This window comes from Streptomyces sp. NBC_00377 (assembly GCF_036075115.1).
Taxonomy (GTDB): domain Bacteria; phylum Actinomycetota; class Actinomycetes; order Streptomycetales; family Streptomycetaceae; genus Streptomyces.
The window spans coordinates 2,285,283-2,310,848 of record NZ_CP107958.1 but is presented as its reverse complement, the minus strand read 5'-3'; the positions used below and the strand labels follow the sequence as shown (position 1 = coordinate 2,310,848).

22 protein-coding genes and 1 pseudogene are annotated in these 25,566 nt (G+C 71.4%); 14 read left to right on the top strand and 9 right to left on the bottom strand.

Going from position 1 to position 25,566, the window contains the following annotated elements; genetic code table 11:
• Window positions 1-60 precede the first annotated feature (60 nt).
• Window positions 61-2,169: a glycogen debranching protein GlgX gene (gene glgX, locus OHS71_RS10435; RefSeq protein WP_328479106.1), complete on the bottom strand. Its 2,109-nt coding sequence runs from the start codon at window positions 2,167-2,169 to the stop codon at window positions 61-63.
• 197 nt (window positions 2,170-2,366) lie between these two features.
• Here glgX and OHS71_RS10430 point away from each other — a divergent pair, with 197 nt between their 5' ends.
• From OHS71_RS10430 to OHS71_RS10415, 4 genes are all read left to right on the top strand, one after another.
• A complete protein-coding gene (locus OHS71_RS10430) occupies window positions 2,367-3,188 on the top strand; it encodes a Tat pathway signal sequence domain protein (RefSeq protein WP_328479105.1) in 822 nt (273 codons plus the stop codon).
• Between the two features lie 74 nt (window positions 3,189-3,262).
• Complete coding sequence (locus OHS71_RS10425) at window positions 3,263-4,606, top strand: copper amine oxidase (RefSeq protein ID WP_328479104.1); 1,344 nt, start codon at window positions 3,263-3,265, stop codon at window positions 4,604-4,606.
• A gap of 72 nt (window positions 4,607-4,678) precedes the next feature.
• Window positions 4,679-5,947: an SAV2148 family HEPN domain-containing protein gene (locus OHS71_RS10420; RefSeq protein ID WP_328484467.1), complete on the top strand. Its 1,269-nt coding sequence runs from the start codon at window positions 4,679-4,681 to the stop codon at window positions 5,945-5,947.
• A 256-nt stretch (window positions 5,948-6,203) separates the two neighbouring features.
• Entirely contained in the window at window positions 6,204-6,926 is a 723-nt protein-coding gene (locus tag OHS71_RS10415) for a 3'-5' exonuclease (protein WP_328479103.1), read from the top strand.
• A 198-nt stretch (window positions 6,927-7,124) separates the two neighbouring features.
• On the opposite strand, the gene OHS71_RS10410 is transcribed toward OHS71_RS10415, so the two are convergent.
• Window positions 7,125-7,988, bottom strand: coding sequence for a phosphotransferase enzyme family protein (locus tag OHS71_RS10410; protein WP_328479102.1), 864 nt, complete (start codon window positions 7,986-7,988; stop codon window positions 7,125-7,127).
• A gap of 175 nt (window positions 7,989-8,163) precedes the next feature.
• Here OHS71_RS10410 and OHS71_RS10405 point away from each other — a divergent pair, with 175 nt between their 5' ends.
• Genes OHS71_RS10405 through OHS71_RS10395 form a run of 3 tightly spaced genes read left to right on the top strand, consistent with a single transcriptional unit; the run spans window position 8,164 to window position 11,209 of the window.
• Window positions 8,164-9,099, top strand: a complete 936-nt coding sequence (locus OHS71_RS10405) for a carbohydrate ABC transporter permease (RefSeq protein ID WP_443046899.1) — start codon at window positions 8,164-8,166, stop codon at window positions 9,097-9,099.
• Entirely contained in the window at window positions 9,096-9,929 is an 834-nt protein-coding gene (locus tag OHS71_RS10400) for a carbohydrate ABC transporter permease (RefSeq protein WP_328479101.1), read from the top strand. Before OHS71_RS10405 ends, OHS71_RS10400 begins: the two co-directional genes overlap by 4 nt.
• On the top strand, window positions 9,929-11,209 hold the full coding sequence (locus tag OHS71_RS10395; RefSeq protein WP_328479100.1) for an ABC transporter substrate-binding protein: 1,281 nt from the start codon (window positions 9,929-9,931) through the stop codon (window positions 11,207-11,209). The genes OHS71_RS10400 and OHS71_RS10395 overlap by 1 nt, the downstream gene beginning before the upstream one ends.
• Window positions 11,210-11,219: 10 nt before the next feature.
• Here OHS71_RS10395 and OHS71_RS10390 read toward each other — a convergent pair whose 3' ends face one another.
• Window positions 11,220-12,200, bottom strand: a complete 981-nt coding sequence (locus tag OHS71_RS10390) for a DUF3152 domain-containing protein (RefSeq protein ID WP_443046898.1) — start codon at window positions 12,198-12,200, stop codon at window positions 11,220-11,222.
• A 140-nt stretch (window positions 12,201-12,340) separates the two neighbouring features.
• Here OHS71_RS10390 and OHS71_RS10385 point away from each other — a divergent pair, with 140 nt between their 5' ends.
• From OHS71_RS10385 to OHS71_RS10370, 4 genes and pseudogenes are all read left to right on the top strand, one after another.
• On the top strand, window positions 12,341-13,033 hold the full coding sequence (locus OHS71_RS10385) for a response regulator transcription factor (protein ID WP_328479099.1): 693 nt from the start codon (window positions 12,341-12,343) through the stop codon (window positions 13,031-13,033).
• 5 nt (window positions 13,034-13,038) lie between these two features.
• Window positions 13,039-14,520: a sensor histidine kinase gene (locus OHS71_RS10380; RefSeq protein ID WP_328484464.1), complete on the top strand. Its 1,482-nt coding sequence runs from the start codon at window positions 13,039-13,041 to the stop codon at window positions 14,518-14,520.
• Window positions 14,517-15,095, top strand: a complete 579-nt coding sequence (locus OHS71_RS10375; protein WP_328479098.1) for a hypothetical protein — start codon at window positions 14,517-14,519, stop codon at window positions 15,093-15,095. The genes OHS71_RS10380 and OHS71_RS10375 overlap by 4 nt, the downstream gene beginning before the upstream one ends.
• A gap of 33 nt (window positions 15,096-15,128) precedes the next feature.
• Window positions 15,129-15,410 (top strand): annotated as a pseudogene (locus OHS71_RS10370) (glycosyl transferase); the annotation flags it as partial.
• Between the two features lie 85 nt (window positions 15,411-15,495).
• Here OHS71_RS10370 and OHS71_RS10365 read toward each other — a convergent pair.
• On the bottom strand, window positions 15,496-17,757 hold the full coding sequence (locus tag OHS71_RS10365; RefSeq protein WP_328479097.1) for an MMPL family transporter: 2,262 nt from the start codon (window positions 17,755-17,757) through the stop codon (window positions 15,496-15,498).
• Between the two features lie 373 nt (window positions 17,758-18,130).
• Between OHS71_RS10365 and OHS71_RS10360 the strand changes: the two genes are divergently transcribed.
• The 3 genes from OHS71_RS10360 to OHS71_RS10350 all read left to right on the top strand — a co-directional run bounded on the left by OHS71_RS10360 (window position 18,131) and on the right by OHS71_RS10350 (window position 20,387).
• Window positions 18,131-18,676, top strand: a complete 546-nt coding sequence (locus OHS71_RS10360) for a DUF1697 domain-containing protein (RefSeq protein ID WP_328479096.1) — start codon at window positions 18,131-18,133, stop codon at window positions 18,674-18,676.
• 63 nt (window positions 18,677-18,739) lie between these two features.
• Entirely contained in the window at window positions 18,740-19,762 is a 1,023-nt protein-coding gene (locus OHS71_RS10355; RefSeq protein ID WP_328479095.1) for a ketopantoate reductase family protein, read from the top strand.
• Window positions 19,763-19,787: 25 nt separating this feature from the next.
• Entirely contained in the window at window positions 19,788-20,387 is a 600-nt protein-coding gene (locus OHS71_RS10350) for a TIGR03086 family metal-binding protein (RefSeq protein ID WP_328479094.1), read from the top strand.
• Between the two features lie 18 nt (window positions 20,388-20,405).
• Here the strand turns inward: OHS71_RS10350 and OHS71_RS10345 are convergent, their stop codons facing one another.
• From OHS71_RS10345 to OHS71_RS10325, 5 genes are all read right to left on the bottom strand, one after another.
• On the bottom strand, window positions 20,406-21,167 hold the full coding sequence (locus tag OHS71_RS10345) for a sirohydrochlorin chelatase (protein ID WP_328479093.1): 762 nt from the start codon (window positions 21,165-21,167) through the stop codon (window positions 20,406-20,408).
• 6 nt (window positions 21,168-21,173) lie between these two features.
• Complete coding sequence (locus OHS71_RS10340) at window positions 21,174-22,073, bottom strand: ABC transporter permease (protein WP_328479092.1); 900 nt, start codon at window positions 22,071-22,073, stop codon at window positions 21,174-21,176.
• Window positions 22,060-22,872 (bottom strand): ABC transporter ATP-binding protein, encoded by an 813-nt coding sequence (locus OHS71_RS10335; RefSeq protein WP_328479090.1) that lies wholly within the window; start codon window positions 22,870-22,872, stop codon window positions 22,060-22,062. Before OHS71_RS10335 ends, OHS71_RS10340 begins: the two co-directional genes overlap by 14 nt.
• Window positions 22,873-22,881: 9 nt before the next feature.
• On the bottom strand, window positions 22,882-23,994 hold the full coding sequence (locus tag OHS71_RS10330) for an aliphatic sulfonate ABC transporter substrate-binding protein (protein WP_328479088.1): 1,113 nt from the start codon (window positions 23,992-23,994) through the stop codon (window positions 22,882-22,884).
• A 235-nt stretch (window positions 23,995-24,229) separates the two neighbouring features.
• Window positions 24,230-25,564 carry a sulfate adenylyltransferase subunit 1 gene (locus OHS71_RS10325; protein ID WP_328479086.1) on the bottom strand — a complete coding sequence of 445 codons (1,335 nt, stop codon included), beginning with the start codon at window positions 25,562-25,564 and terminating at the stop codon, window positions 24,230-24,232.
• Window positions 25,565-25,566: the final 2 nt, after the last annotated feature.

The window sequence follows — 25,566 nt, the reverse complement described above, 5'->3', positions numbered from 1 at the left end:
CGCCGACTTTCGTGTCATACCCCCTCCGGGAGGGGCGCGGCCGGGGCCCTCACCGGTGGGTCAGGTCGGCCGTTGGAGCACCGTCATGCTCCGGTCCGTCAGCGTCAGCCGGTCCCCGGCCTGCACCTTCGTGTCCGCGCCCGGCGCCGCCGCCTCCGGGTTCGCGGTGTCCACGACCACCTGCCACTGCCGTCCGAGGTCGGCCGGCACCACGAACTCCAGGGGCTTGGCGGAGGCGTTGAACATCAGCAGGAAGGAGTCGTCGGTGATCCGCTCGCCGCGCGCGCCCGGTTCGGAGATCGCGTTGCCGTTGAGGAACACCGACAGCGCGGACGCCTGCGCGCGGTCCCAGTCCCGGGGAGCCATCGCCGTCCCCGCGGGCGTGAACCAGGCGATGTCGGACAGCTCGCCGTGCGTGCCCTCCACCGGCCGGCCGTGGAAGAAGCGGCGCCGCCGGAAGACGGGATGCTCCTTGCGCAGCCGCACCAGCGCGCGCGTGAAGTCCAGCAGCTCGCTGCCGCCCTCGGGCCACTGGACCCAGGCGAGCTCGCTGTCCTGGCAGTAGGCGTTGTTGTTGCCGTTCTGGGTGCGTCCGAACTCGTCCCCGTGGCTGATCATGGGCACGCCCTGGGACAGCATCAGCGTGGCGATGAAGTTCCGCATCTGCCGGGCTCGCAGTGCCAGCACCTCGGGATCGTCGGTCGGGCCCTCCGCGCCGCAGTTCCAGGACCGGTTGTGGCTCTCACCGTCCCGGTTGTCCTCCCCGTTCGCCTCGTTGTGCTTGTCGTTGTAGGAGACCAGGTCGTGCAGGGTGAACCCGTCGTGGCAGGTGACGAAGTTGATGGAGGCCAGCGGGCGCCGGCCGTCGTCCTGGTAGAGGTCGGACGAGCCGGTCAGCCGGGAGGCGAACTCGCCGACCGCGCGCGCCTCGCCCCGCCAGACGTCCCGCACGGTGTCCCGGTACTTGCCGTTCCACTCGGTCCACAGCGGCGGGAAGTTCCCCACCTGGTATCCGCCCTCGCCCACGTCCCACGGCTCCGCGATCAGCTTCACCTGGGACACCACCGGGTCCTGCTGGACCAGGTCGAAGAACGACGACAGCCGGTCCACCTCGTGGAACTGGCGGGCCAGGGTCGCCGCCAGGTCGAAACGGAACCCGTCGACGTGCATCTCCAGCACCCAGTACCGCAACGAGTCCATGATCATCTGTAGGACGTGGGGGGACCGCATGAGCAGCGAGTTCCCGGTGCCCGTGGTGTCCATGTAGTAGCGGGGGTCGTCCGTCAGGCGGTAGTACGACTGGTTGTCGATGCCCTTGAAGGACAGCGTCGGACCCAGGTGGTTGCCCTCGGCGGTGTGGTTGTAGACCACGTCGAGGATGACCTCGATCCCCGCTTCGTGCAGCGCCCGCACCGCGGACTTGAACTCCAGCACCTGCTGACCGCGGTCGCCCCAGGAGGCGTACGCGTTGTGCGGGGCGAAGAAACCGATCGTGTTGTAGCCCCAGTAGTTGTTCAGCCCCATGTCGACCAGCCGGTGGTCGTTGACGAACTGGTGCACCGGCATCAGCTCCAGCGCCGTCACCCCGAGCTCCGTCAGGTGCTCGATGATCGCCGGGTGCGCCAGGGCCGCGTAGGTGCCGCGCAGCTCCTCCGGGAGACCCGGATGGCGCATCGTCAGGCCCTTCACGTGGGCCTCGTAGATCACCGTGTGGTGGTACTCGGTGCGCGGTCGCCGGTCGTCGCCCCAGTCGAAGTAGGGGTTGACCACGACCGACGTCATCGTGTGGGGCGCCGAGTCGAGGTCGTTGCGCCGCTCGGGTGCGTCGAAGTGGTAGCCGTACACCTCCTCGCCCCACCGGACGGAACCGCTGATCGCCTTCGCGTAAGGGTCGAGCAGCAGCTTCGCCGAGTTGCAGCGCTGCCCGCGCGCGGGTTCGTAGGGGCCGTGCATCCGGAATCCGTAGCGCTGGCCGGGCATGACGCCCGGCAGGTACGCGTGCCGGACGAACGCGTCGCTCTCGCGCAGTTCCACCGCCGTCTCCGAGCCGTCGTCGTGCAGCAGACACAGCTCTACTCGGTCCGCGGCCTCCGTGAAGACCGCGAAGTTCGTGCCGGCGCCGTCGTACGTGGCACCGAGTGGATACGCCTCTCCAGGCCAGACCTGCATGGACTCGACTCTTTCAGGTGTCCTGCCCCTGCGGGGGCCCCTTGAGGTCGAGTCTCCAGGAAAGTGAGGGAACCACCTGTGACTTACGCCCCTCTTACCGGACGACCAGTGCACAGGGCGACAGGCGACACACGTTCTGTGCCGAGCCAGTGGGGCAGAGACGTACTCCCGGGTAACAGGGGGAGTAGGGGGCATGTGTGCGCACGACAGTGCGCCGCCACCTGGGCAAGGTGGTGGCGGGTACGGCCATCGCGGTGGCCGCGACGGCCGTGATGGTGGGGATCACCCTGCCGGGCACGGCGGGGGCGGACGACACGGGAGGCGGCAGGACAGGGCAGAGCGCCGGGCAGGCGGCCGGACAGCAGCAGGGGGACACGGCGTCCGGGGTCCGGCCCGGTGTCGTCGAGGAGGCGCCCGCCGAGGGCGCCGGGGGCAAGGGCCGCGATCCGCTGACCGACGACGAGATCGCGCGCGTCGAGAAGATCGCGATCAACCGCCAGCAGTTCGACGCCGCCGAGAACGTGGACGGCGCCCGCGGCCCGCAGCGCCTCGGCGTAGAGCTCGCGGAGCCCGCGGCCGGCGAGGTGGACGATCCCGGAGCGCCCCGGCGCGCGGTGGTGTCGTTCTACGACTACAAACACGACACCCTCGTCACGAAGACCGTCAACCTCGACACCAGCAAGGTCGAGGGCACCGGTACCCAGCACGGCGTCCAGCCACCGCTCAGCGCCGCCGAGCAGAACGAGGCCGCGAGCCTGCTGATCGCCGACCCGCTCGGCGCCGGTCTGAAGGCCGACTTCAAGGACGCCACCGGCAAGGAGCTCACCTCCCCGGACCAGCTGCAGCTCGCCGCCATGGTCTACCGGGCGGTGCCGGGAGCCGAGCCCGCCGTTCTGGACGCGTGCGGGGAACACCGCTGCGTACGGCTGCTGCCGAAGGTCAGGAACGGCCCGTGGATCGACGCCCGGTCCCTGGTCGTCGACCTCAGCACCCGCAAGGTCACCCGGCTCACCGGCTGACCCCGCTCCAGGCCCACCTCCACGTCCGTTCCGAGGTGCCTCCCGCAGCGGGAGGCAAAGGGAGTCATGTCCTCATGCGCGTTCCGAATCTGATCGCCGGCCTCCGGCCCCGGGCCACCGGCCGAGCCCGCAGAACGGCGGCCGTCGGTCTCTGCGCGGCCGCGCTGGCCGCCGGCGCGGCCGCCGGAGCCGGCCCGGCCGCGGCCCAGCCGAAGGCCGCCCCCGCGGCGGCCGCCGACTGCAGCGCCGCCTTCCGTATCGAACAGAAGCTCTCCACCGGCACCACCTGGCGCATGTGCTGGCGCTTCGAGGCCAAGTCCGGCCTCGTCCTGGAGAAGATCTCGTACCAGCCGCCCGGCGAGACCAAGCCGATCAAGGTCCTCAACAGCGCCAAGATCGCCCAGATCCACGTGCCGTACGACGACGGCAAGAACGAGTACAACGACATCACCGACTACAACTTCGGCTCGGGCCTGGTCAACATGGTCCCCGCCGAGTGCCCCGGCGGCACCATCCGGACCGTGAAGGTACCCGACTCCTTCACCGGCAACCCGAACGTCAAGGGCATCTGCACGACGACCCGCGCGCGGGGGCACGCCTACCGCATGCAGTCCGACGGCAACAAGGTCTACCAGGCCCAGGGCAAGGACCTGCTGATCTACACCGTCAACAAGGTCGGCTGGTACGAGTACATCACCGAGTGGCGCTTCTCCGACGACGGCGCGATCAACATGAACATCGGCGCCACCGGCAGCCTCTCGCCCTTCGACTACGACGCCGGTGACGGCCGTGGCTGGCCGATAGGCAAGGGCGCCAGGTCCTACGCCACCAGCCACAGCCACAACGTGTTCTGGCGGCTCGACTTCGGCCTCGACGGCTCCTCGAACACCAAGGTCGAGCAGTACGACTCGGTGGTCCGACCGCCGGCGGGCGGACAGCAGGGCCCGACCGCCAGGACCACCCGCACGCCCGTCACCAAGGAACTCGCGGGCGACGCCAAGAACATGCGCTGGTGGCGCGTGGTCAGCGCGACCGGGAAGAACAAGGACGGGCACGCCCGCTCCTACGAGCTCGTCCCCGGCGCCACCACCAAGTACTCCGGGCGCCCGTTCACCCAGCACGACGTCTACTTCACCCAGTACAACCAGTGCGAGCAGTACGCCAGCAACAACACCGGCAACTGCGGCGGCGCGCAGCACGGCACCTCCGTCGACAAGTGGGTGAACGGACAGACCCTCACCCATCCCGTGACCTGGGTGAACGTGGGCTTCCACCACATCGCTCGGGACGAGGACCAGCAGCCCATGCCGGTCCACTGGCAGGGCTTCTCGGTGGTCCCCAGGGACGTCACCGCTATGAATCCGCTCACTCCGTCCGCACTCGCGGGACAGAACGGACAACCGAACGACGGTAGTTGAGAAACGACCTGCCCATCCGGCTGCACCGCCGACCGCTCCCGGAGTACCCTTCCTTGATCGTTGGGACGGGGAGTGCTCGGGGGAGCGGAAGGCGGTGCGCGGGTGGGCTCGGGAGGGCTGGAGCTGCCCCCTGGTGACGAGGGTCACGAGGGGGGCTCCGCAGACGTCCCACCCGGCACGGTGTCCCTGGCCCGGCCGATGGAGACGAACGCCATCGGACCGGAGCTGGACTGGGACGCCGAAGCCTGGCGCGAGGTGCGCACCCGCGCCCAGCGGGCCGGCCGGGCCTACATCTGGCTGAACCTCGTCGAACAGCGGCTGCGGGCCGTCGTGGCCGCCGTGCTGCGGCCCATCTACGAACCCGTCCACGGTGACGAGTGGGTCGTCGCCGCGGCCGGCCCGGCTGGGCAGGAGTGGGTGCAGCGCGCGGTCGCCGTACGCGAAGTCAGCCGCCGCAAGGGCTACTTGCTCGACCCGGCCGACGACAATGTCATCTCTTTCCTCACGCTGCCGCAGCTGCGCGAGCTGATGGTGCAGCACTGGCCCTGTTTCGAGCCGTACTTCGACGACCGCCGGGACGTCGAACTCGCCCTGGACGAGCTGGAGGTGACCCGTAACGTCGTCTCCCGCAACCGGGCGCTGTCCGAAGCCGTCCTGAACCAGGCCGAACGCGCCTCCGCACGCCTGCTGGAGATGCTCGGCACGAGCGGCGACGTGCCCTCGGCGCGCCGGCTGCCCGTCGACGCCGTCGAGGACCTCGTCGGCGACCGGTACGCGGACGTGGTCGCCGTCCACACCGACCGGGTGCGGCTGCTGCGCCAGTTCCCCGCCGAGGACATCTTCGACGGAGCCCGCCGCCTCGACGCCATCGGCATCGGCCTCAACCTCCTCGTCCAGAACTTCTCCGGCCGCCGGCTGGTCCGCCTCGCCGAGGCGGGCGCCCGCGTCCGTCTGCTGTTCCTCAATCCCGCCTCCAGCGCGGTCAAGCGCCGCGAGCGCGAACTGGGGATGAAGCGCGGTGAGTTGAGCCGGGCGGTGGAGATGAACATCCTGCACATGCGCCGGGTCAGGGCCCGGCTGCGCGATCCGGGTGCCTTCCAGATCCAGGTGTACGACGAGACGCCCCGCTTCACCGCCTACCTCGTCGACGGCGACGGCACGGACGGCATCGCGGTGATCCAGTCCTATCTGCGGCGCATGCGCGGAATGGAGGCGCCGGTGCTGGTGCTGCGCAACGGCAACCGGGTGGTCAAGTCGGGCGAGGTCGACGAAGGGGGACTTTTCGCCGCGTACCGCGAGGAGTTCGAGATGGCCTGGGCGGACTCACGGCCGGTGTCCTGACCGGTCGGCCGGTGTCCTGACCGGTCGGCCGCAGTCCTGACCCTTCGGCCGGATTCGCTCGATTCGCCGGAATCCCCCCGTCCGTGTCCCATCGGACCGAACCGACCGGGATGTCTCGAAGCGTCGCCCGTGTCGCGAACGGACCGCCCTGTCCCGGTTGTCGGGCCGGACAAGCGGAACGCGGCCCTCTGATTGTCAGTGGCGCATGCGAGGGTGGACACCACTGGGGGAAGCACCACCAAGAAGGGGGGCCACGATGGCCTGGTACCGGGAGCTGCTTGTCGGCTTCGACCTGGAGACGACCGGGACTGACCCGCGCGAGGCGCGCATCGTCACGGGAGCCGTGATCGAGGTCAGGGACGGGCAGGTCCTGGGGCACCGCGAGTGGCTGGCGGACCCGGGCGTGGAGATCCCGGCGGACGCGGTTGCGGTGCACGGGATCAGCAACGAGCGGGCGGCAGGCGAGGGCGCCCCCGCCGACCGGGTCACGGACGCGATCGCCGACGTCCTCGTGGGCTACTGGCGCACGGGCGTCCCGGTCGTCGCCTACAACGCCGCCTTCGACCTGACCCTCCTCTCCGCAGAGCTGAGACGCCATGGCCTGCCCTCCCTGAGCGACCGCCTGGGCGGCCTGGACCCGGCGCCGGTCGTCGACCCGTACACCATCGACCGCTCGGTCGACCGCTACCGGCGCGGCAAGCGCAACCTCGAGGCGGTCTGCGGCGAGTACGGCGTTCCCCTCGACTCCGCGCACGACGCCTCCGCGGACGCCCTCGCGGCGGCCCGTCTCGCCTGCGCGATAGCAGTCCGCCACCCCAAGGTCGCGGCACTCGGCCCGGCGGAGCTGCACCGCCGTCAGATCGAGTGGTACGCCGAGTGGGCGGCGGACTTCCAGAGTTTCCTGCGCCGCAAGGGCGACGCGGACGCCGTGGTGGACGGAGCCTGGCCGGTGCGGGAGCCGGCGGACAGGCCCGCCTGACGCCCTCACCCGCGAGCGCGCAGGCGCCGGCGGGGAGCCCGTCGGACGATCCGTCGGCCGTCGCCGTCGCCCGTCGCCCGTCGGCGCAGGCCGGCGGCCGCTCGGGCGAACCCGACCGCGTTCACCGCGGGTCGGACGGGAGACCGTCGGGGTTCTTCCGGGTCCGGGCGGCCGTGCGCCAGGCCCGGAGGACCCGGATCAGAACGGATACCACCGCACCGCCTCGTCCCCGTCCCGCAGCGACGCCACCCGGCGCCTGAACTCCGCCAGTGCCTGGGGGTTGAGGGGCGCGTGCTGCGCGACCCAGGCGCAGCTCGCGGTCTCGCGGGCACCCCGCAGGACCGCGCAGCCCGCCCATTCGCGGACGTCCCAGCCATAGGTCTGTGTGAAGGTGTCGTAGGCCTGCGCGGACAGCCCGTACCGGTCGCGGGAGAGCGCCATGACCACCAGGTCGTGCTCGCGCAGATCGGCGGAGACGGTCTCCAGGTCGACCAGGACCGGGCCGTCCGGGCCGATGTGCACATTACGGGGCAGTGCGTCGCCGTGGATCGGGCCGGGCGGCAGGTGCGGGGTGAGCGCGGCGGCGGCGGTGGCGAAGCCGTCGCGGCGCTCGCGCAGATACGCCGCGTCCGCCGGGTCGACGGCGTCGCCCGCCAGTCGCAGCCAGCGTTCGACTCCCGACAGCAGATCGCGCGGGGGCAGGCCGAAGGAGGGGGCGGGCAGGGCGTGCACGAGACGCAGGAGTTCGGCCAGATCCCGTGGTCCGGCGGGGCGCACCGGGTCCGGCAGCCGGTGCCACAAGGTCACCGGATGTCCCTCGACGAGAAGGGGCTTCGACTCGGCGGCCCGCACCGCCGGGACACCCGCCCCGGCCAGCCAGGCCGCGACGTCCAGTTCGCGCCGGGCCCGGTCCAGGAGTTCGGCGTCGCGGCCCACCTTGACCACCAGCTCGCCGACGGCGAACACCGCGTTCTCGCCCAGGGCGAGGAGCCGCGCGTCCGCCGCCGGGCCGGGCAGTAGCTCCGCCGCGGCGAGTACGTCCCGCGCCCGTGCCTCGTCCATCGTCCGCCTCCGTGTGCTTCTCCGCCCGGTCCTGCCGGACGGCGCCGGGTTCCGGCCATCCGTCGGTCAGTGTCGCATTCGCACAGGTCGGCCCGTGCACACGGCGTCTTGACGGGGTACAGCACCTTCACGACCATGGCGGAGCCCGGCGGAGCCACGGGAAGGGGGCCGGTCCGTGTCGTTGGCGACCGAGAAGAGACGGACCGTGCGCCGCACGTCCGGCACCGGCCCGCCGCGCGCCGCCACGGGCCCCGGTGCGTGGTTCCTCGTGCTGCCCGCCCTGATCCCCATCCTGGTGCTGAGCGTCGGCCCGCTGCTGTACGGGATCCTGCTGGCGTTCACTGACGCCCAGTCGGGCCGTACCGCGCCCACCCGGTGGACCGGCGCCCTCAACTTCTCCGACCTGCTGCACGACACCCTGTTCTGGGAGTCGTTCCGGATCGGCCTGCTCTGGGCGGTCGGGGTGACCGTCCCGCAGTTCCTGCTCGCCCTCGGCCTCGCCCTGCTCCTGAACCAGGACCTCCGGCTGCGACGGACGGCCCGCGCCCTCGCCATCGTCCCCTGGGCGATGCCCGAAATCGTGGTCGGCGTCATGTGGCGGCTCGTCTACGACCCGGACGCCGGCATCCTCAACGAGACCCTGCGCGACCTGGGCCTGGGCGACGGGCGGGACTGGCTCAGCGGACTGGCGACCGCCCTGCCCGCGGTGATCGTCGTGGGTGTGTGGGCGGGCATGCCGCAGACGACCGTCGCCCTGCTCGCCGGCCTCCAGAACACCCCGCGGGAACTGCACGAGGCGGCCGCGGTGGACGGCGCGGGCGCCTGGCGCCGCTTCCGGACGGTCACCTGGCCCGCTCTGCGGCCCGTCGCCCTCGCCATCACGGCCCTCAACCTCATCTGGAACTTCAACTCCTTCGCCCTGGTCTACGTGCTGACCAACGGCGGACCCGGCGGCCGTACCCGGCTGCCCATGCTGTTCGCCTACGAAGAGGCCTTCCGCTACGGCCAGTTCGGGTACGCGGCGGCGATGGGCTGTGTGATGGTCGCGGTGATCTCGGTCCTCCTGGCCCTGTTCCTGGTGGGCCGGATCAGGGGAGGGGACGACACATGAGGACCCGCCCGGCGGCCCGCGCCGGCCAGTACGCGGCCCTGCTCGCCTACCTCGTCTTCCTCGCCTTCCCCTTCCTCTGGCTCGTCTCCGTCGCGTTCAAGCCCGCCCGCGAACTGGGCAGCCTGCACCCCACCTGGATCCCGAAGGACCCCACACTCGCCGGCTTCCGCCAGGCGTTCGACGAACAGCCCCTGCTGCACGCCGCGTTCAACTCCCTGGTCGCCGCGGTGAGTGCCGCCGTGATCGCTGTCGTCCTCGCCACGCCCATGGCGTACGTCGTGGCCCGGCGGCGCACCCGGCTCGCGCGGGCCGTGTCCGCCTGGGTGGTGGTCAGCCAGGCGTTCCCGTTCGTGCTGGTGATCATCCCGCTGTTCCTGGTGCTGAAGAACCTGCGGCTGATCGACTCGGTGCCCGGGCTGGTGCTGGTGTACGTGGTGTGGGCCCTGCCGTTCGCGCTGTGGATGCTCGTCGGATACGTCCGGGCCCTCCCCGTCGAGCTGGAGGAGGCGGCGGCGATCGACGGAGCAGGGCGGCTGCGGACACTGGTCTCGGTGACGGCGCCGCTGCTCGCCCCGGGCATCGTCGCGACCGGGCTGTTCGCGTTCGTCACAGCGTGGAACGAGTTCTTCTTCGCGCTGGTGCTGCTGAAGTCCCCGGAGAAGCAGACCCTGCCGGTCGTCCTGACCCACTTCATCGGCTCGGAGGGCGTCGCCGACCTGGGGCCGCTGGCCGCCGCCGCCACCCTCGCCACCCTGCCCTCGCTGGTCGTCTTCGCGCTCGTCCAGCGACGGATCACGGGCGGTCTGCTCGCCGGGGCGGTGAAGGGCTGATGCGGAGCGGGACCGCAGCGCTGGTCGTGACCGTGCTGCTGCTCCTCGCGGGCTGCTCCGCCGGCGGCGGGGCCGACGACGGTCCCGTCACCCTCCGCTTCCTCTCCCTGGCCTGGCAGGAGGAGTCCGTCCGGGCCAACAAGGACCTTGTGAAGGAGTGGAACGCGACCCATCCGGACGTCAAGGTCGAGTACGTACAGGGAAGTTGGTCCAGTGTCCACGACCAGCTGCTGACCTCCTTCGAGGGCGGCGAGGCCCCCGACATCATCCACGACGCCTCCGACGACCTCGCGGACTTCGCCTACGGCGGCCGTCTCGCCGATCTGTCCGACCTGCTGCCCGCCCGTCTCACGTCGGACATCCCGCGGCGCAGTTGGGAGACGACGACCTTCGGCGACGGCGTCTACGGCGTGCCCTTCCTCCAGGAGCCGCGTGTCCTCGTGGCGAACGCGGCCTGGCTGAAGCGCTCCGGGGTCCGCATCCCGACCCCGCAACATCCCTGGAGCTGGGCGGAGTTCCGGCAGATCACCCGGCGGCTCAGCGGGGACGGCAGGTTCGGCGTCGCCTGGCCGCTGAAGGAGCCGGTCTCCGCCACCCTCAACCTGTCCCTGTCGGCGGGCGGGCGGCTGTTCCACCGGGGAGCGGACGGAAAGGCCACCGTCCGTTTCGAGGCCGGCGACGAGGTCGTGCCCCGCACCATCCGCGACCAGGTCGGCACCGACCACAGCGCCTCGTCCACGACGCTGGGCAGCGGCGGCTCGGACACCCTGCCCGGGTTCTTCGGCGGCAGATACGCCATGGTCCCGCTCGGCTTCTCCTACCGTCAGCAGATCGTGCAGCAGGCGCCCGAGGGATTCGACTGGCAGGTGCTGCCCGCCCCTGCGGGCGCCGACGGGCTCGCCCAGGGCGTCAGCCCGCAGACGCTGTCCGTCGCCGAGGACAGCCGTCACAAGAAGGACGCCGTCGCGTTCATCGACTTCCTGCTCCGGCCGAAGAACATGGTGCGCCTCGCGCTGGGCGACTGGATGCTGCCGACCGGCACCCAGGCCCTCGCCGACCCCGCCCTCCACATGGCCGAGGACGACTGGGCGACCGGGACCGCCCTGGCCGGGTACCTGCGCCCGGCGCCCGCCCAGTCCGTCCGCGGCTACGCCGAGTGGAAGGACAAGGTCGCGACCCCCGCCTTCCAGGAGTACTACAGCGGGGCGATCGGTATGGGTGAGCTCCGCGAGCGGCTCGAGGAGGACGGCAACCTGGTGCTGGCCCGCTACCAGCGGTGAATGGTCGCGTTCAGGGCAGGGCCGGGCCGGTGATCCGCTGTCCCTTGTCGTCGTAGGGCCAGACGTTCGGGACGCAGCCGTTCATGCCCTTGATCTGCTGCATCATCGCCGGGGCCGGTTTGCCCGGGCCGGGGCAGCCGACATGGCCGTGGCCGAGGAAGTGGCCGACCTCGTGGTTGACGATGAGCGCGCGGTAGGCCGTGACGTCCTTGGCGTAGACGGGGGTGGCGAGCAGCCAGCGCTTGAGGTTGACCATGACGTTCTCGCCCACGCTGCAATTGACCTCGCCGCCGGTCTCCAGTCCGTACTGCCCGCAGATCTTGTCCACGGTGCCGGGGGTCGCGACCCGTACGACGAAGTCGACGGCGCCGGTGGCGACCCGGCGGAAGGCCGAGTGGCCGTCCGCCGTCCAGCCGCGCCGGTCGCCGAGGATGATCTCCACCTGCCGGGCTACGGTCGCGGCGGACAGAGCGGTGCCGTCCTCGACGTCGACGCGGTAGCGCAGGACCGTGCCCTTCCCCACCTCGGCGCTCGAGCCGGTCGCGGTGGTGAAGGTGCCGGGCCCCGAGGCCGGGATGTCCGACTCGGACGGTTCGGTGGACGGGCGGCCGGAGGTTCCACCGGACGGGCCGCCGGAGGTCTTCCCGGACGGGCCGCCCGTCTTGCTGCCGGACGCGCCGGTCGACGGGCCGCCCGAGGTGCGGGCGGTGCCGGAGCCGCCGTGCGGCCCCGCGGTCGCGTGCCCGGAGGACGTCGGCGCGGACTCCCCGGCGCCGCCCGATTCGGCGGACGCGGTCGGGCGGCCCTGGGCCGATGTGCCGCCCGAGCCGGCGGACGCCCAGCCCGCGGCCGCGACACCCGCGGCGCCCAGGACGGCCAGCGCGACCGTCCCGCCCCACACGGCCCCCTTCCGCAGCCGTCGGCCGGAGGCGTGCGCGCGGCCGTGCCGGCGGCGACCGGTGGGGGATGCAGTTGCTTTGTGCGCGGTCATGGTTGTTTAGATTGTGATCCCTATGTGATCGGATCTGGCCCGGACGATAACGAAACAGTAACGACCCTAGCGGTTCCGTTTCATGTGATCATCCGGTAACAGAGCTCCGAACGACCCGACGGTATACGGATACTGAGCCCATGCCACGAGTACTGCTGATCGAGGACGACCGAGCCGTACGGGACGGCGTCGCTCTGGCGCTCCGCCGTCAGGGTCATGAGGTCGCCGCCGCCGGGACGGGCGAGGAGGGCCTCGACCGGCTGAGGTCCTTCCGGCCCGATGTGGTGGTGCTGGACCTGATGCTGCCCGGTATGCCCGGCCTCGACGTCTGCCGCAGGATGCGTGAACTGGACCAGACGCTGCCCATCATCATGGCGACCGCGCGGGGCGACGACGAGGACATCGTTGTCGGTCTCGAGGCCGGCGCAGACGACTACGTGGTCAAGCCCGTGCCGGCCCGGGTGCTCCAGGCCCGGATCCGCGCCGTCCTGCGCAGGGCGGCCGGCGCGCCCGCGGACGGCGGCATACCGAAGATCGACACCTACGGCGACCTGGCCGTCGACCGGGCCGGACTGGCGGTGACCTGCCAGGGCTCGCCGGTCGCCCTCGCCCCGTCCGAACTGAGGCTGCTGCTGACCCTGTCCGCCTCGCCCGGCCAGGTGTTCAGTCGCCAGCAGCTCCTCGAAGCGGTCTGGCAGCACAGCTACCACGGGGACGCGCGCCTGGTGGACGCCTGCGTCAAACGACTGCGCGCCAAGCTGGGCGAGCCCCCGCGCGAGCCGCGCCACATCCAGACCGTCCGCGGCTTCGGCTACCGGTTCGCCGCCCGGTGAGGCCCCTGCGGACCCGGGTCGGGGCGCATCGGCTGCGCGGGCTGCGGGTGCGTCTGGTGGTGGCGTTCGCGCTGGTCGCCGCTCTCGCCGCGACGACCACCGGCACGCTCACCTTCCGTGAGGCGCGCACCGGAGTGCTCCAGCAGAGCCAGGACGCCGTGATCGAGCTGCTGCGCACCCAGGTGACCCGGCTCGCCCCCGAGATCGTCCTGCCGCCCGGCCCGGACGCACTGCGGCAGTTCGCAGTCGAGGTGGCCGGCGCCCAGCCGTCGGGCTCCTGGCGGGTGCTGGCCGTCTACCGGGGGCTGGAGGCCACGTCCGTCCCCGACGACTCCTTCGAGGAGCTGACGCCCGCCCTGCGCGAAGCGGTGAACTCCAGGTCGGCCACCGTGTTCCAGCGGGTGGGCCTCGCGGACCACACCGCCCTCGTCGTCGGCATGTCGGTCGTCTTCGCCTCCGCGTCGGGCAGTTGGCCCCCCTCCGGTCTCCAGGTGTTCCTGACGGTGCCGCAGACGACCGAACAGGCTTACGTCGACGCCCTGGTGACCGCCGTGGAGCGGGCCGCCGTCCCCGCGCTGGCCCTCGCCGTCCTGTTCGCGCTGCTCGCCGCCCGGGGGGTGCTGCGGCCGGTGCGCGCGCTGCGGGACGCGACCCGCAGCATCGCCAGGGGGCGGCTCGACACCCGTCTCGCCGTCGACGGCTCCGACGAACTCGCGGAGCTGTCGCACACGTTCAACGAGACGGCCGCCGCGCTGGAGGAGTCGGTGGCCGAACTGCGTGGCATGGAGGCCCGCGCCCGGCGGTTCGCCGCGGATGTCTCGCACGAACTGCGCACTCCGCTGGCCGCCATGTCGGCCGTCACCGACGTCCTCGACGAGGACGCGGCCGGGCTCGATCCGGACACCGCCACCGCGGTCCGGCTGATCAGCGAGGAGACCGTGAAACTGACCCGGCTCGTGGACGATTTGATGGAGATCTCCCGCTTCGACGCGGGCGCGGCGGTGCTGCACCTGGACGAGATCGACCTCGCCGAGTCCCTGCGGCGCACCCTGGCCTCCCGCGGCTGGACCGACCTGGTGGACGCCCGGCTGCCTGACCCGGACGTGCTGCGCGGGCGCGTCGACCCGCGCCGCCTGGACGTCGTCGTAGCCAACCTGGTCGGCAACGCCCTGCGGCACGGAGCCCGCCCGGTGCGGTTGTCCCTGCGCGAGGACGCGGGGCCGGGCGCCGGGCCGCGGGCCGTCGTCGAGGTCCTGGACAGCGGGCCGGGCATCCCCGAAGGCGTACTGCCGCACGTCTTCGAACGGTTCTACAAGTCGGACGCCGCCCGGTCCCGGACCGAGGGCAGCGGGCTGGGGCTGGCGATCACCGAGGAGAACGTCCGCATGCACGGCGGCACGGTCCGGGCGGCGAACCGGCCGGAGGGCGGCGCCGTCTTCACCGTGGAACTCCCGCTGCAACGGGACGCCTCGGCGGGGGAGTCGTGATCAGGGCCGCGCGCCGGGCCGTGCTGCTGTGCGTTCCGGCGCTGGGCGCGCTGGTCTCCTGCGGCATCCCGGCGACCGGTGTGGTGGAGGCTGGCGGCCCCGCGCGGGGGGCCGTGCCGATGGTGCGGGTCTACTTCGTCCGGGCCGGCTCGCTGGTGGCCGTCCCGCGCAGGCCCGTCCCGGTGGTCGACGCCGAGTCGGCGGTGCAGAGCCTTCTGGAGGGTCCGACGGAGGCGGAACGGGCGAAGCAGCTGACCACGCTGCTGCCGCCGCCGGGGCTCGCCCCGACACCCGGCCGGAGCATGGCTCCCGGCACCGGAACCGACGCTCCCGCCGCGGTGGCTCCGACATCGGCCGCCGTGTCGGTGGACAGACGCGGCGACGGGGTGTCGATCCGGCTGCATCACGTCACCGACAAGCTGGCCGACCTCGCGGTGGCCCAGCTGATCTGTACGGCAGCGGAGGCGCGGCACACCGCCGACTTCTCCTCCGCGACGGTGACGGTGACGGTGACGGTGACGGACGGGCTCGGCCGCAGCGTCGAGGGAACGGACGAGCGCTGCCCCGAGGCCTGACCCGGTTGTTCGGGTTGCACGAGACGTATCGTCGGACTGGCCACGGCCACGCCGATGATCGCCGTACCGCAGGCCGTCGACCAGTTCGGCAACGCGGACATGCGCCGGGCGCTCGGTGTGCCCCGGCAGATCGCCCCCCCCGAGGCGACGGCCGACACCCTGCGCGAGGCCGCCCTCGCACTCCTCGACGACCCGGAGGTCGCCCGCCGGCTCAAGGGGATCCAGGCGGGCATGGCGGACGAGGGCGGCACGCACCGGGCGGTGGACCTGATCGAGGCCGATCCGGCGGGCCACCGGGCCCGGGACCGGGGGTGAACCCGGCACAGGTGAGGGCCCGCTGACTCCCCCGGGAGGTCAACGGGCCCTCGGCTCAGCCGACTTCGGCGTGCCGCGATCGGTGTCAGACCTTCAGCGGCTCGCCCTCGTCGTCCCGGGTCACCGGCGCGACCGCTTCAGGCGCCTCGTCGTGCGTGAGGTCGGGCAGCCAGTGCAGCCACTTCGGCAGGTACCAGTTGCGCTCGCCGAGCAGTGCCATCACGGCCGGGAGCAGCACACCGCGGATGATCGTCGCGTCGATCAGCACCGCGGCCGCCAGGCCCACGCCCATCTGCTTCATGGACTGCATGGACAGCGTTCCGAAGATCGCGAAGACGGCGACCATGATGACGGCGGCGCTGGTGACCACGCCCGCCGTGGTGACCACACCGTGCTGGATGGCCTCGTTCGTCGTGCGGCCCCGCAGCCGCGCCTCGCGGATCCGCGAGACGACGAACACGTGGTAGTCCATCGACAGCCCGAACAGGATCACGAAGAGGAACAGCGGCAGCCAGGTGATGATGGCGCCGACGCCCTCCGCCCCGACCAGCGACGCGCCCCAGCCGTGCTGGAAGACGGCGACCAGGATGCCGTAGGCGGCGCCCACCGACAGCAGGTTGAGCACGATCGAGGTGATCGCGACCGTCAGCGAGCGGAACGACAGCAGCATCAGCAGGAAGGCGAAGACCACGACGAACGCGAAGACGGGAGCGACGGCCCCGCCCAACTGGTCGTTGAAGTCCTTCGAACCGGCCACCTGCCCGGTGATCGGCGCCTGGACGCCGTCGACCTTGCCCAGCGTGGCGGGCCGCACCTCGTCGCGCAGCTTGTCCAGGCTCGCCCCCGCCTTGTCCAGGTCCGAGCCGCCGACCAGCGGCACGTACACGTAGGCGATGTTCTGCGCGTCGTGCAGCTTGATCTCGACCGGGCCGCGCGAGGCGCCCGAACTGACCGCCTGCTCCTTGAACTCCGCCAGCGCCGCCTTCACCTCGGCGGCGTTGATGTCCTTCGCCCTGACGATCACCTCGGCCGGCTCGGAACCGCCCGGGAAGGCGTCGTTGACCCGGTTGTAGGTCTGCACGATGGGCAGCGAGTCACCGAACTCCTGGTCCAGCGTGAGGTTCTGGGTCTTCATGCCGACCGCCGGCGCGGCGATCGCGAGCAGCACGCCGGCCGCCACGACCAGCGACACGCCGGGCTTGGCGAGGACGACCTTGAGCACGGCGCTCCAGAAGCGGCTGCCCTCGGCGGCACGGCTGCCGTTCTTGCGGCGCTTGTCGGGGTGCAGGAACGGGATCCGGCCCTTCTCCACCCGGTGGCCGAGCAGCGACAGCAGGGCCGGCAGCACCGTCACCGAGCCGACCATGGCGACCGCGACCACCATCAGGGAGGCCAGACCCATCGCCTCGAACGTGGCGAGCCCGGTGAACAGCATGCCCGCCATCGCCACGCACACGGTGACACCGGAGACGATCACGGCACGGCCGCTGGTCGCCGCGGCGATCCGCAGCGCGGTCTCCGGGTCGCGTCCCGCGGCCCGCTCCTCGCGCTCCCGGCGCAGGTAGAACAGGCAGTAGTCGACGCCCACGGCCAGACCGACCAGCAGCATCACGGAACTCGCCGTGTCGTCCATCGGCTGGAAGTGGCTGACGATGCTCATCAGGCCCATCGTCGCCATGATCGCGGTGACCGCCAGGGCCACCGGCAGCAGCGCCGCCACCAGCGCGCCGAAGGCGATCAGCAGAATGCCCAGGGCCACCGGAACGGCGGAGTACTCGGCCTGCTGGAAGTCGTCGCCGAACGCGTCGTCGAACGTCTTCATCATGCTGGCGCCGCCGATCTCCTCGATCCGCAGCGAGGAGTGTTCCTTCTGCACCCCCGCGACGGCGTCGAGAACCGGCTCGATCCGCTCGCCCGCCGTGTCGGAGTCGCCCCGCATGTCGAACTGGACGAGCGCGCTGCGGCCGTCCTCGGAGATCGTCTTCGTGTCGTACGGCGAGGTCACGTCGGTGGCCTTGCCGGTCTTGTCGACGGCCGCGACGACCGCGGTGACGGCGGCCCTGAACTCCGCGTCCGTGGCCTTGACGGAGCCGTCCTTCGACTGGATGAGGACGGTCTCACTGGCCGGCTCGTCGATGCCGGCGTCCTCGATGATCTTGGCCGCCGTGTGCGTCTCGCCCCCGAGCTGGTCGCTCTCCTTGACCTCGACCGTGCCCGCCGCCGAACCGATCCCCATCGCCAGGACGACGAACAGCACCCAGATGCCCACGGCGGCCCATCGGTGCCGGGCGCTCCAGCCGCCGGCCCGCGCGGCGATGCCCCGCACCCGTATATCTCCGTTCCCCATGACGGGCCTGCCCCCTTGTGATGCGGTGGAAGCACCCTGCCGCCACCTTCCGATTCGAAGGTATGGGCCGGATAAGGCCATCTCCTCGTGCTGCCCGGTGAAGTGCCGGAGCCGCGACTCCTCCCGTCGGACCGCGACCTCTCACCGCTGGGGAGGACAGTGGTCCCTTACATCTATCCGTGGATCTCGGGGGCGGCGATCAGGGTGGCGGTCAATGCGAGAGTTTGTCGAACACGTCGCAGGCCTGTGGAGATGTCCGGCAGAGGTTGCTCCGCACCCCGCAGATCGGCCAGAGTTTCCGCCGGACCCCCCACCCCGGCCGCGGCCGTCGTGCCCACCCCCACGGGGCACGACGGCCGCCTAAGGTGAGCGGATGACGACGACGTACGCGGCGCTGCTGCGCGGCATCAACGTGGGGGGCAGCAGGAAGGTCCCGATGGCCGAGCTGCGCACCCTGCTGGAGGGGCTCGGCCTCGGGGACGTGCGCACCTACCTGCAGAGCGGCCAGGCCGTCTTCTCCTCGGCGCACGGGGACGAGGAGAGCCTCGCCGGCGAGCTCACGGCGGCCGTCGAGAAACACTTCGGCTTCGCCGTCGGCGTGATCGTGCGCGACCACGCCTATCTGAAGGCGGTCGCCGACACCTGCCCCTTCCCGGCCGCCGAGCTGGAGGCGAAGCAACTCCACGTCACGTATTTCTCCACTCCCGTCGACGCGGAGCGCTACGCGGGGATCGACCGGGCCGCCCACCTCCCCGAGGAGTTCCGTCTCGGCGACCGCGCCCTGTACCTGTACGCCCCCGACGGCCTCGGCCGGTCCAAGCTCGCCGAGCAACTGGCCAGGCCACGCGTCAACAAGGGGCTGATCGCCACCACCCGGAACTGGAACACCGTGGTCAAACTGGTGGAGATGACGCTGTGACAGCGGCGGGGCGTACACCACCCTCGTGACGGCGCGCAGGCACGCCTGTGCAAGGCTCGCCCCATGCGTTACATCATGATCGGGGCAGGGGCGATCGGCGGCACGGTCGGCGGGCGACTCGCGGAGTCCGGGCAGGAGGTCGTGCTGGTCGCGCGGGGCGCGCACCGGACGGCGCTCGCCGAGGGCGGACTGCGGCTCAGGGTCGCGCAGGGCGAGGCCACCCACCGGCTGCCCGTCGTCGAAGGACCGGACGAGCTCGGTGCGTTGCGCGCCGACGACGTCCTCCTCCTCGCCGTCAAGACGCAGGACACCGAGGCGGCACTGAGGGTCTGGGGGCCGGCGCCGGTCGAGGGCGGCGGTACGGCCGCGGAGAGGCTCCCCCTGGTCTGCGCGCAGAACGGGGTGGAGAGCCCGCGCCTCGCCCTGCGCCGCTTCCGGCACGTCTACGGCGTCTGCGTGTGGCTGCCCGCCACACACGTCGAACCCGGCGCCGTCTCCGCCGCCGGGACCCCGCTCACCGGCATCCTGCACCTCGGCCGCTACCCGCACGGCACCGACGACACGGCCCGCCGGATCGCCGCCGACCTGGAGAAGGCGTACTTCGAGGCGCCGGTGGTACCCGACGTGTCCCGCTGGCAGTACGCGAAACTGCTGGCCAACCTGGGCAACGCGCTGGAAGCCGTGAGCGGTCCGGCCGACGGCCCCGAGGCCGAGGCGCTGTTCGCGCGGGTGAGGGCCGAGGGCGAGTCCGTGCTGCGGGCTGCCGGGATCGTGTGGGTGGACGCCGAGGAGCAGCGGGCCGTGCGCGGCGACAAGGTCACCCTGGTCCCGCTCGACGGAGTCCCGCGCGGCGGCGGGTCCTCCTGGCAGTCCCTCAGCCGTGGCGCCGGCACCATCGAGGCCGACCACCTCAACGGCGAGATCGCGCTCCTCGGGCGGCTGCACGGCGTGCCCACCCCGCTGAACGAACTGCTGCAACGCCTCGCCAACGAGTTCGCCCGGGAGCGCAGGGCCCCCGGATCGCTGCCCCTGCCGGAACTGACCCGCCTGGCCGACGAAGCTGTCGCATTTGTTCAAGAGCCCTGAGGCCCCGCCGCCTAGCGTGGAAGCCATGAAGGACGAAGAGACGCACCGGTACATGTCCGAATGTGCCGCCGAGGCCGCGCGGGTCGCCCGCGGTGTCCCGGCGGAACGGCTGAGCGACCCGACGCACTGCCCCGGCTGGGACGTCCGCACCCTGGTCGACCACTGGGTCCTCTACACCTCCCACGGCCTCGAGCACCGCGCCCTGCGCAAGCAGCTCCCCGACGAGCTGGTCGCCCGTGACTTCACCGCCGATCCGCAGTGGGCGCAGGCGTACGCCGACCAGCTGGAGCGCGCGGTCGCGGCCTGGGCGGACCCGGCCGTGTGGGAGGGAGAGGTCGACCTCGGGATGGCCACGATGCCCGCGACCGAGCTGGCGCCCATGCTCGTCAAGGAGATGGCGGTGCACGGGTGGGACGTGGCGGCCGCCACCGGCCAGGAGTTCCGCATCTCGGACGGGGCGGCCCGGCTCGTCCTGGACGTCGTGGAACGGCACGGTGACCTCTACCGCCAGTACGACGGCTTCGCCGCGGTGGTACCGGTCGCCGAGGACGCGCCGCTGTTCGAGCGGGCACTGGGAGCGAGCGGACGCGACCCGCGCCAGGGCGCGGCCCGCACGACCGGCTGAGCGACCCGGTCGGACCGGTCAGGCGCCGACGGCTGCCAGTGCCGGTGTTCGTGCCGCGTCGTACCGCTCCAGCAGGACCCGCGCCACCTCCGGAGCCGGACCCAGCACGCCGGCCAGGACGTCCGCCTCCGCCGCGCCGCGCGCGATGCGGTCCGGCAGGAAGCCGGGCGCCAGGACGTACGGCGCCACGGCGACCCGGGAGCACCCCAGCGCCCGCAGTTCGCGCACCGCGTCCTCGGTGCGCGGGAAGGCCGAGGGAGAACCGCCGGAGGCGAACGCAGGCCGCACGGCGCACCAACCGGTGCGCCGCCACTCCCGCGCGATGTCCGCGATCACTGCGATCGCCTCCGGGTCCGTGGACCCCGCCGAGGCCAGCACGACCCCCGTCGAGGACCTGTCGGCGGGCGCCAACCCCGCCTCGTACAGACGCTGTTCCAGGACGGAGAGCAGCAGCGGCGACGGGCCGAGCACCTCGGCCTGTCTGATCCGCAGCCGCGACGGAGCATCCCGCAGGACCGCCGGGATGTCCGCCTTCGCGTGGAAGGCGCGGGTCAGCAGCAGAGGCAGCGCCACGACGTCACGGACGCCGTCCGCCGCCAGCGACTCCAGCACCCCGTGCACGGACGGGATGTTGAAGTCCAGGAAACCGGTCTCCACCCGCAGCCCCGGCCGCGACGACCGCACCCGGCGCACCAGGGCGTGGACGGTCGCCGCGTGCCGCGGGTCACGGCTGCCGTGGGCGATCACGACGAGAACGGGGGGAACCGGCTTCCTGTACACGGGACTTCAGCCCTTCACCAGCAGGCCGCGGCTGCGCAGCACCCACCGCTCCAGCGGACTGAAGATCAGCAGGTCGATGGCGATGCCGACGAACAGGATGAGGAGGATCGCCTCGAACACCATCGACATGTCACTGGCGTTGCGCCCGTTCTCCAGCAACTGCCCCAGGCCGACGCCGAGGTCGGGGAAGGACGCGATGATCTCCGCCGCCATCAGCGAACGCCAGGAGAACGCCCAGCCCTGCTTCAGCCCCGCCACATAGCCCGGCAGCGCGGCGGGCAGCGTGATGTACACGGTTCCCTTCAGACCCGTCGCGCCCATCGTGCGCCCCGCCCGCAGGAACAGCGGCGGCACCTGGTCGACGCCGGACACCAGCCCGTTGGCGATGGAGGGAACCGCGCCGAGCAGGATCACCGCGTACATCATCGAGTTGTTCAGACCCAGCCACAGCACGGCCGGCGGCACCCAGGCCACCGACGGCAGCGACTGGAGACCCGACAGGATCGGTCCGATCGCCGCCCGCACGAACTTCACCCGCGCCACCAGCAGACCCAGCGGGGTGCCGATCGCCAGGGCGAAGAGGAAGCCGAGAAGACCGCGCGAGACGCTGGTCCAGATGTAACCGATCAGCTTGCCCTCGAGCCAGGCGTCCTGGAGCGTCCGCCAGACGTCCAGGGGAGAGACCAGCTTGGTCGGGTCGTCGACGACCTTGAAGGTGATCTGCCAGACGATCAGCAGCAGCACCGTCGCGACGACCGGCGGCAGGATCTTGTCGACGAACGTCCGCCGAAAGGGCGTACGGACGCTGGGCGCCACGACATCCAGTGCGTCGAGCCCCGCCTCCACACCGGCGAGCTCCGTCGTGACCGGCTTCGTCACCGTCGTCTTCGTCTCAGTGCTGGCCATGACGGCGGATCTCCCCACGCAGGACTTCGGTGATCTCGATGGACAGTTCCGCCACCGGGGCATCCTCGATCCGGCGCGGCTGCGGGATGTCGACCGTCCACTCGCGCGCCACCCGGCCCGGCCGGGAGGACAGCAGGACGACCCGCTGCGCCAGCCGCACCGCCTCACGCACGTTGTGCGTGACGAAGAGGACGGACAGCCCCGTCTCCGCCCAGATCCGGGTCAGCTCGTCGTGCAGCACATCCCGTGTGATGGCGTCCAGCGCCGCGAACGGCTCGTCCATCAGCAGGATGTTGCTCTCCTGCGCCAGCGCCCGGGCCAGCGCCACGCGCTGGCGCATACCGCCGGAGAGCTCGTGGACCCGCTTGCCGTACGCGCCCTTCAGCCGCACGAGCTCGAGGAGCTCCTCGGCCTTGCCCCGCCGGTCCTGCTTGGCGATGCCCCGCAGCTTCAGGGCGAGTTCGATGTTCTTGCCCGCGGTCAGCCACGGGAACAGCGCGTGCTCCTGGAACATCAGCGCCGGACGGCCGTCCGTCGTGATGGAACCGGCGGTGGGCTCGTCGAGCCCCGCCACCAGGTTCAGCAGTGTGGACTTGCCGCAGCCCGAAGCACCCAGGAGGGTGACGAACTCGCCGGGAGCGACATCGAGCGTGATGTCGTCCAGGACGAGCTGCTGCCCGCCCGGCCCCGCGAAGGACTTCGAGACGTGCTCAAGCCGGGCCGCGGACTCCACGGACTCCGCGGACTCGGCGGCCTTGGCGAAGGTCGTGGCCATGGTCGTCACCTCCTGGGAACTCATCGGAATCGATCAGCCGACGCCGAGACCGGCGTCGTCGACCGTGGACTCGCCCTCGGCCTTGAGGACCTTGTTGAGGATGCTCAGGTCGTAGATCCCCTTGAGGTCGGGCTTCTTCAGCAGGCCCGCCTTGACCGCGTGCTCCGCCTCGCTGTTGAGGGTGGAGGCCAGCGGGTCGTTGATGAACTGGACCGACGTCCACGCCGGGTCCAGCACCTTGGTGGGCAGCGCCTTGCCGGAGTCGGCCTCCAGCTGCTTGTTCGCCGCGGCCTTCGCCTCCGCCGGGTTGGCGTTGATCCACTTGTTGGTGTCGACCGAGCCCTTCAGCACGGCCTCGACGACCTTCGGGTGCTCCGTGAGGAACTTCTGCGACACGATGATGTTCGTGATCACGAACTTCTTGTCGGGCCACAGCGACGCCTCGTCGAGGAGGACCTTGCCGCCCTCGGCGACCAGCTTGGACGCGGTCGGCTCCGGCACCCAGGCGCCGTCGATCGAACCGGCCTTGAAGGCGTCCGGCGTCACCTTGTTGTCGCTGCGGACGACCGTGACGTCACCCTTGCCGCTCTGCGCGTCGACCTTCCAGCCCTGGTCCGCGATCCAGTTCAGGAACGCCACGTCCTGCGTGTTGCCGAGCTGCGGCGTCGCGATCTTCTTGCCCTTGACGTCCTTGAGGGACTTGACCTTGTCCGGGTTGACGACGAGCTTCACGCCGCCGGACGCCGAACCGCCGATGATGCGCAGGCTCTTGCCGTCGGACTTGGTGTAGCCGTTGATGGCCGGGGAGGGGCCGATCCAGCCGATGTCGATGGAACCGGCGTTCAGCGCCTCGATCTCGGACGGGCCGGCGTTGAAGGTCGCGTACGAGGCCTTGGTGGCGCCCAGCGCCTTCTGGAAGATGCCCTGCTCACGGCCGACGAGCGCGGTGGCGTGCGTCAGGTTGCCGAAGTAGCCGATCTTGACGGTGTCGAGCCCGTCGATCTTCTGCGATCCGGCGGCGACCTTCTCGTTGGCGTTGTCGTCCTTGGCCTCGGAACCGTAACCGCAGGCGGCGAGCGTCAGCAGCGGCAGTGCCGCGGCCACGGCGAGGCCGCGGCGGAGGAGGGTTGAGCGGTTGACAGGCACGGGAGGGGTTCCTCTCGTTGGCCCGGCGGTCACGGGTTTTCAGGTCGTGGCCGGGAAATCGGCAAAGGGTCTTCGTCGTTTCCGAGACGTCGGGTGGGGGGACGGGGCGCGCAGGCAGTGCGCGTACGTCAGAGCGCACATCGCGCCACTCCGCCCTGCCCGCTGCCGAGGGCGCCGCTGCCGATGCGGCCACCCTCCTTCGCGAACGTCGAGTAGAAGTCGGTCGTAGTCATCCTCAGAAGTCCCAACCGTCGTCGTCGGACTTGTTCTTGACCGGCTCGGGCGACGCGAACGACTCGCCGACCATGCCTGCGGTGAGCGTGGTGCCGTCGGCCGGGTCGATCAGGATGAACGAGCCGGTGCGCCGGGAGTCGGCGTAGGAATCCACCGGCAGCGGCTCCGCGGTGCGGATCTTCACGCGGCCGATGTCGTTGGCGACGAGCTGTCCCGGGTGCGGGTGCAGGGACAGGTCGTCGAGTGTGAGACGGGACGGGATGTCCTTGACGATCGCCTTGACCGTGCGGGTGCCGTGCTTGATCAGCACCCGGTGTCCGACGGTCAGCGGCTGGTCGGCCACATGGCACACGGTCGCCTCGACGTCCTGTGTGGTGGCGGGCGCGTCCTTGGTCGGCACGATCAGGTCGCCGCGCGAGACGTCGATGTCGTCCGCGAGCAGCACGGTCACCGACTGGGTCGTCCACGCCGTGTCCACCGGCTCGCCCAGCAGGTCGATACCGGAGATCGTCGAGGTGCGACCGGACGGCAGCACCGTCACCGCCTCGCCCACGTGGAACGTGCCGGCCGCGATCTGGCCCGCGTACCCCCGGTAGTCCGGGTGTTCGGCGGTCTGCGGACGGATCACGTACTGCACGGGCAGCCGGGCGTGGCAGTGCGCCAGGTCGTGGCTGACCGGGACAGTCTCCAGGTGTTCCAGGAAGGTCGGCCCGCCGTACCAGTCCATGTGCGCCGACGGATCGACCACGTTGTCCCCGGCGAGCGCCGAGATCGGGATCGCGGTGACCTCGGGGACGCCCAGCTCGCCGGCGTACGCCGTGAACTCCTCGGCGATCGCGGCGAAGACGGACTCCCGGTACTCGACGAGGTCCATCTTGTTGACGGCGAGGACCACGTGCGGGACCCGCAGCAGGGCCGCGATCGCCGCGTGCCTGCGGGTCTGTTCCACGACGCCGTTGCGGGCGTCGACGAGGATCACCGTCAGCTCGGCCGTGGAGGCGCCCGTCACCATGTTGCGGGTGTACTGCACATGGCCGGGGGTGTCGGCGAGGATGAACCGGCGCCGGAGCGTGGCGAAGTAGCGGTAGGCCACGTCGATGGTGATGCCCTGCTCGCGCTCGGCGCGCAGGCCGTCGGTGAGCAGTGCCAGGTCGGGGGTCTCCTGGCCGCGGCTGGCCGAGACGCGCTCCACGGCCTCCAGCTGATCGGTGAGGATCGACTTGGAGTCGTGCAGGAGCCGGCCCACGAGCGTGGACTTGCCGTCGTCGACGGAACCGGCGGTGGCGAACCGCAGGAGGGTCGTGGCCGAGAGTTCCTCGGAGGTGATGGTGCTCATGC

What these genes read in the sequence shown, in the direction of transcription:
- glgX (WP_328479106.1), bottom strand. Translation starts at nt 2,169, where the DNA reads ATGCAGGTCTGGCCTGGAGAGGCGTATCCACTCGGTGCCACGTACGAC.
- OHS71_RS10425 (WP_328479104.1), top strand. Translation starts at nt 3,263, where the DNA reads ATGCGCGTTCCGAATCTGATCGCCGGCCTCCGGCCCCGGGCCACCGGC.
- OHS71_RS10415 (WP_328479103.1), top strand. Translation starts at nt 6,204, where the DNA reads ATGGCCTGGTACCGGGAGCTGCTTGTCGGCTTCGACCTGGAGACGACC.
- OHS71_RS10410 (WP_328479102.1), bottom strand. Translation starts at nt 7,988, where the DNA reads ATGGACGAGGCACGGGCGCGGGACGTACTCGCCGCGGCGGAGCTACTG.
- OHS71_RS10400 (WP_328479101.1), top strand. Translation starts at nt 9,096, where the DNA reads ATGAGGACCCGCCCGGCGGCCCGCGCCGGCCAGTACGCGGCCCTGCTC.
- OHS71_RS10395 (WP_328479100.1), top strand. Translation starts at nt 9,929, where the DNA reads ATGCGGAGCGGGACCGCAGCGCTGGTCGTGACCGTGCTGCTGCTCCTC.
- OHS71_RS10390 (WP_443046898.1), bottom strand. Translation starts at nt 12,200, where the DNA reads ATGACCGCGCACAAAGCAACTGCATCCCCCACCGGTCGCCGCCGGCAC.
- OHS71_RS10385 (WP_328479099.1), top strand. Translation starts at nt 12,341, where the DNA reads ATGCCACGAGTACTGCTGATCGAGGACGACCGAGCCGTACGGGACGGC.
- OHS71_RS10365 (WP_328479097.1), bottom strand. Translation starts at nt 17,757, where the DNA reads ATGGGGAACGGAGATATACGGGTGCGGGGCATCGCCGCGCGGGCCGGC.
- OHS71_RS10360 (WP_328479096.1), top strand. Translation starts at nt 18,131, where the DNA reads ATGACGACGACGTACGCGGCGCTGCTGCGCGGCATCAACGTGGGGGGC.
- OHS71_RS10355 (WP_328479095.1), top strand. Translation starts at nt 18,740, where the DNA reads ATGCGTTACATCATGATCGGGGCAGGGGCGATCGGCGGCACGGTCGGC.
- OHS71_RS10350 (WP_328479094.1), top strand. Translation starts at nt 19,788, where the DNA reads ATGAAGGACGAAGAGACGCACCGGTACATGTCCGAATGTGCCGCCGAG.
- OHS71_RS10340 (WP_328479092.1), bottom strand. Translation starts at nt 22,073, where the DNA reads ATGGCCAGCACTGAGACGAAGACGACGGTGACGAAGCCGGTCACGACG.
- OHS71_RS10335 (WP_328479090.1), bottom strand. Translation starts at nt 22,872, where the DNA reads ATGAGTTCCCAGGAGGTGACGACCATGGCCACGACCTTCGCCAAGGCC.
- OHS71_RS10325 (WP_328479086.1), bottom strand. Translation starts at nt 25,564, where the DNA reads ATGAGCACCATCACCTCCGAGGAACTCTCGGCCACGACCCTCCTGCGG.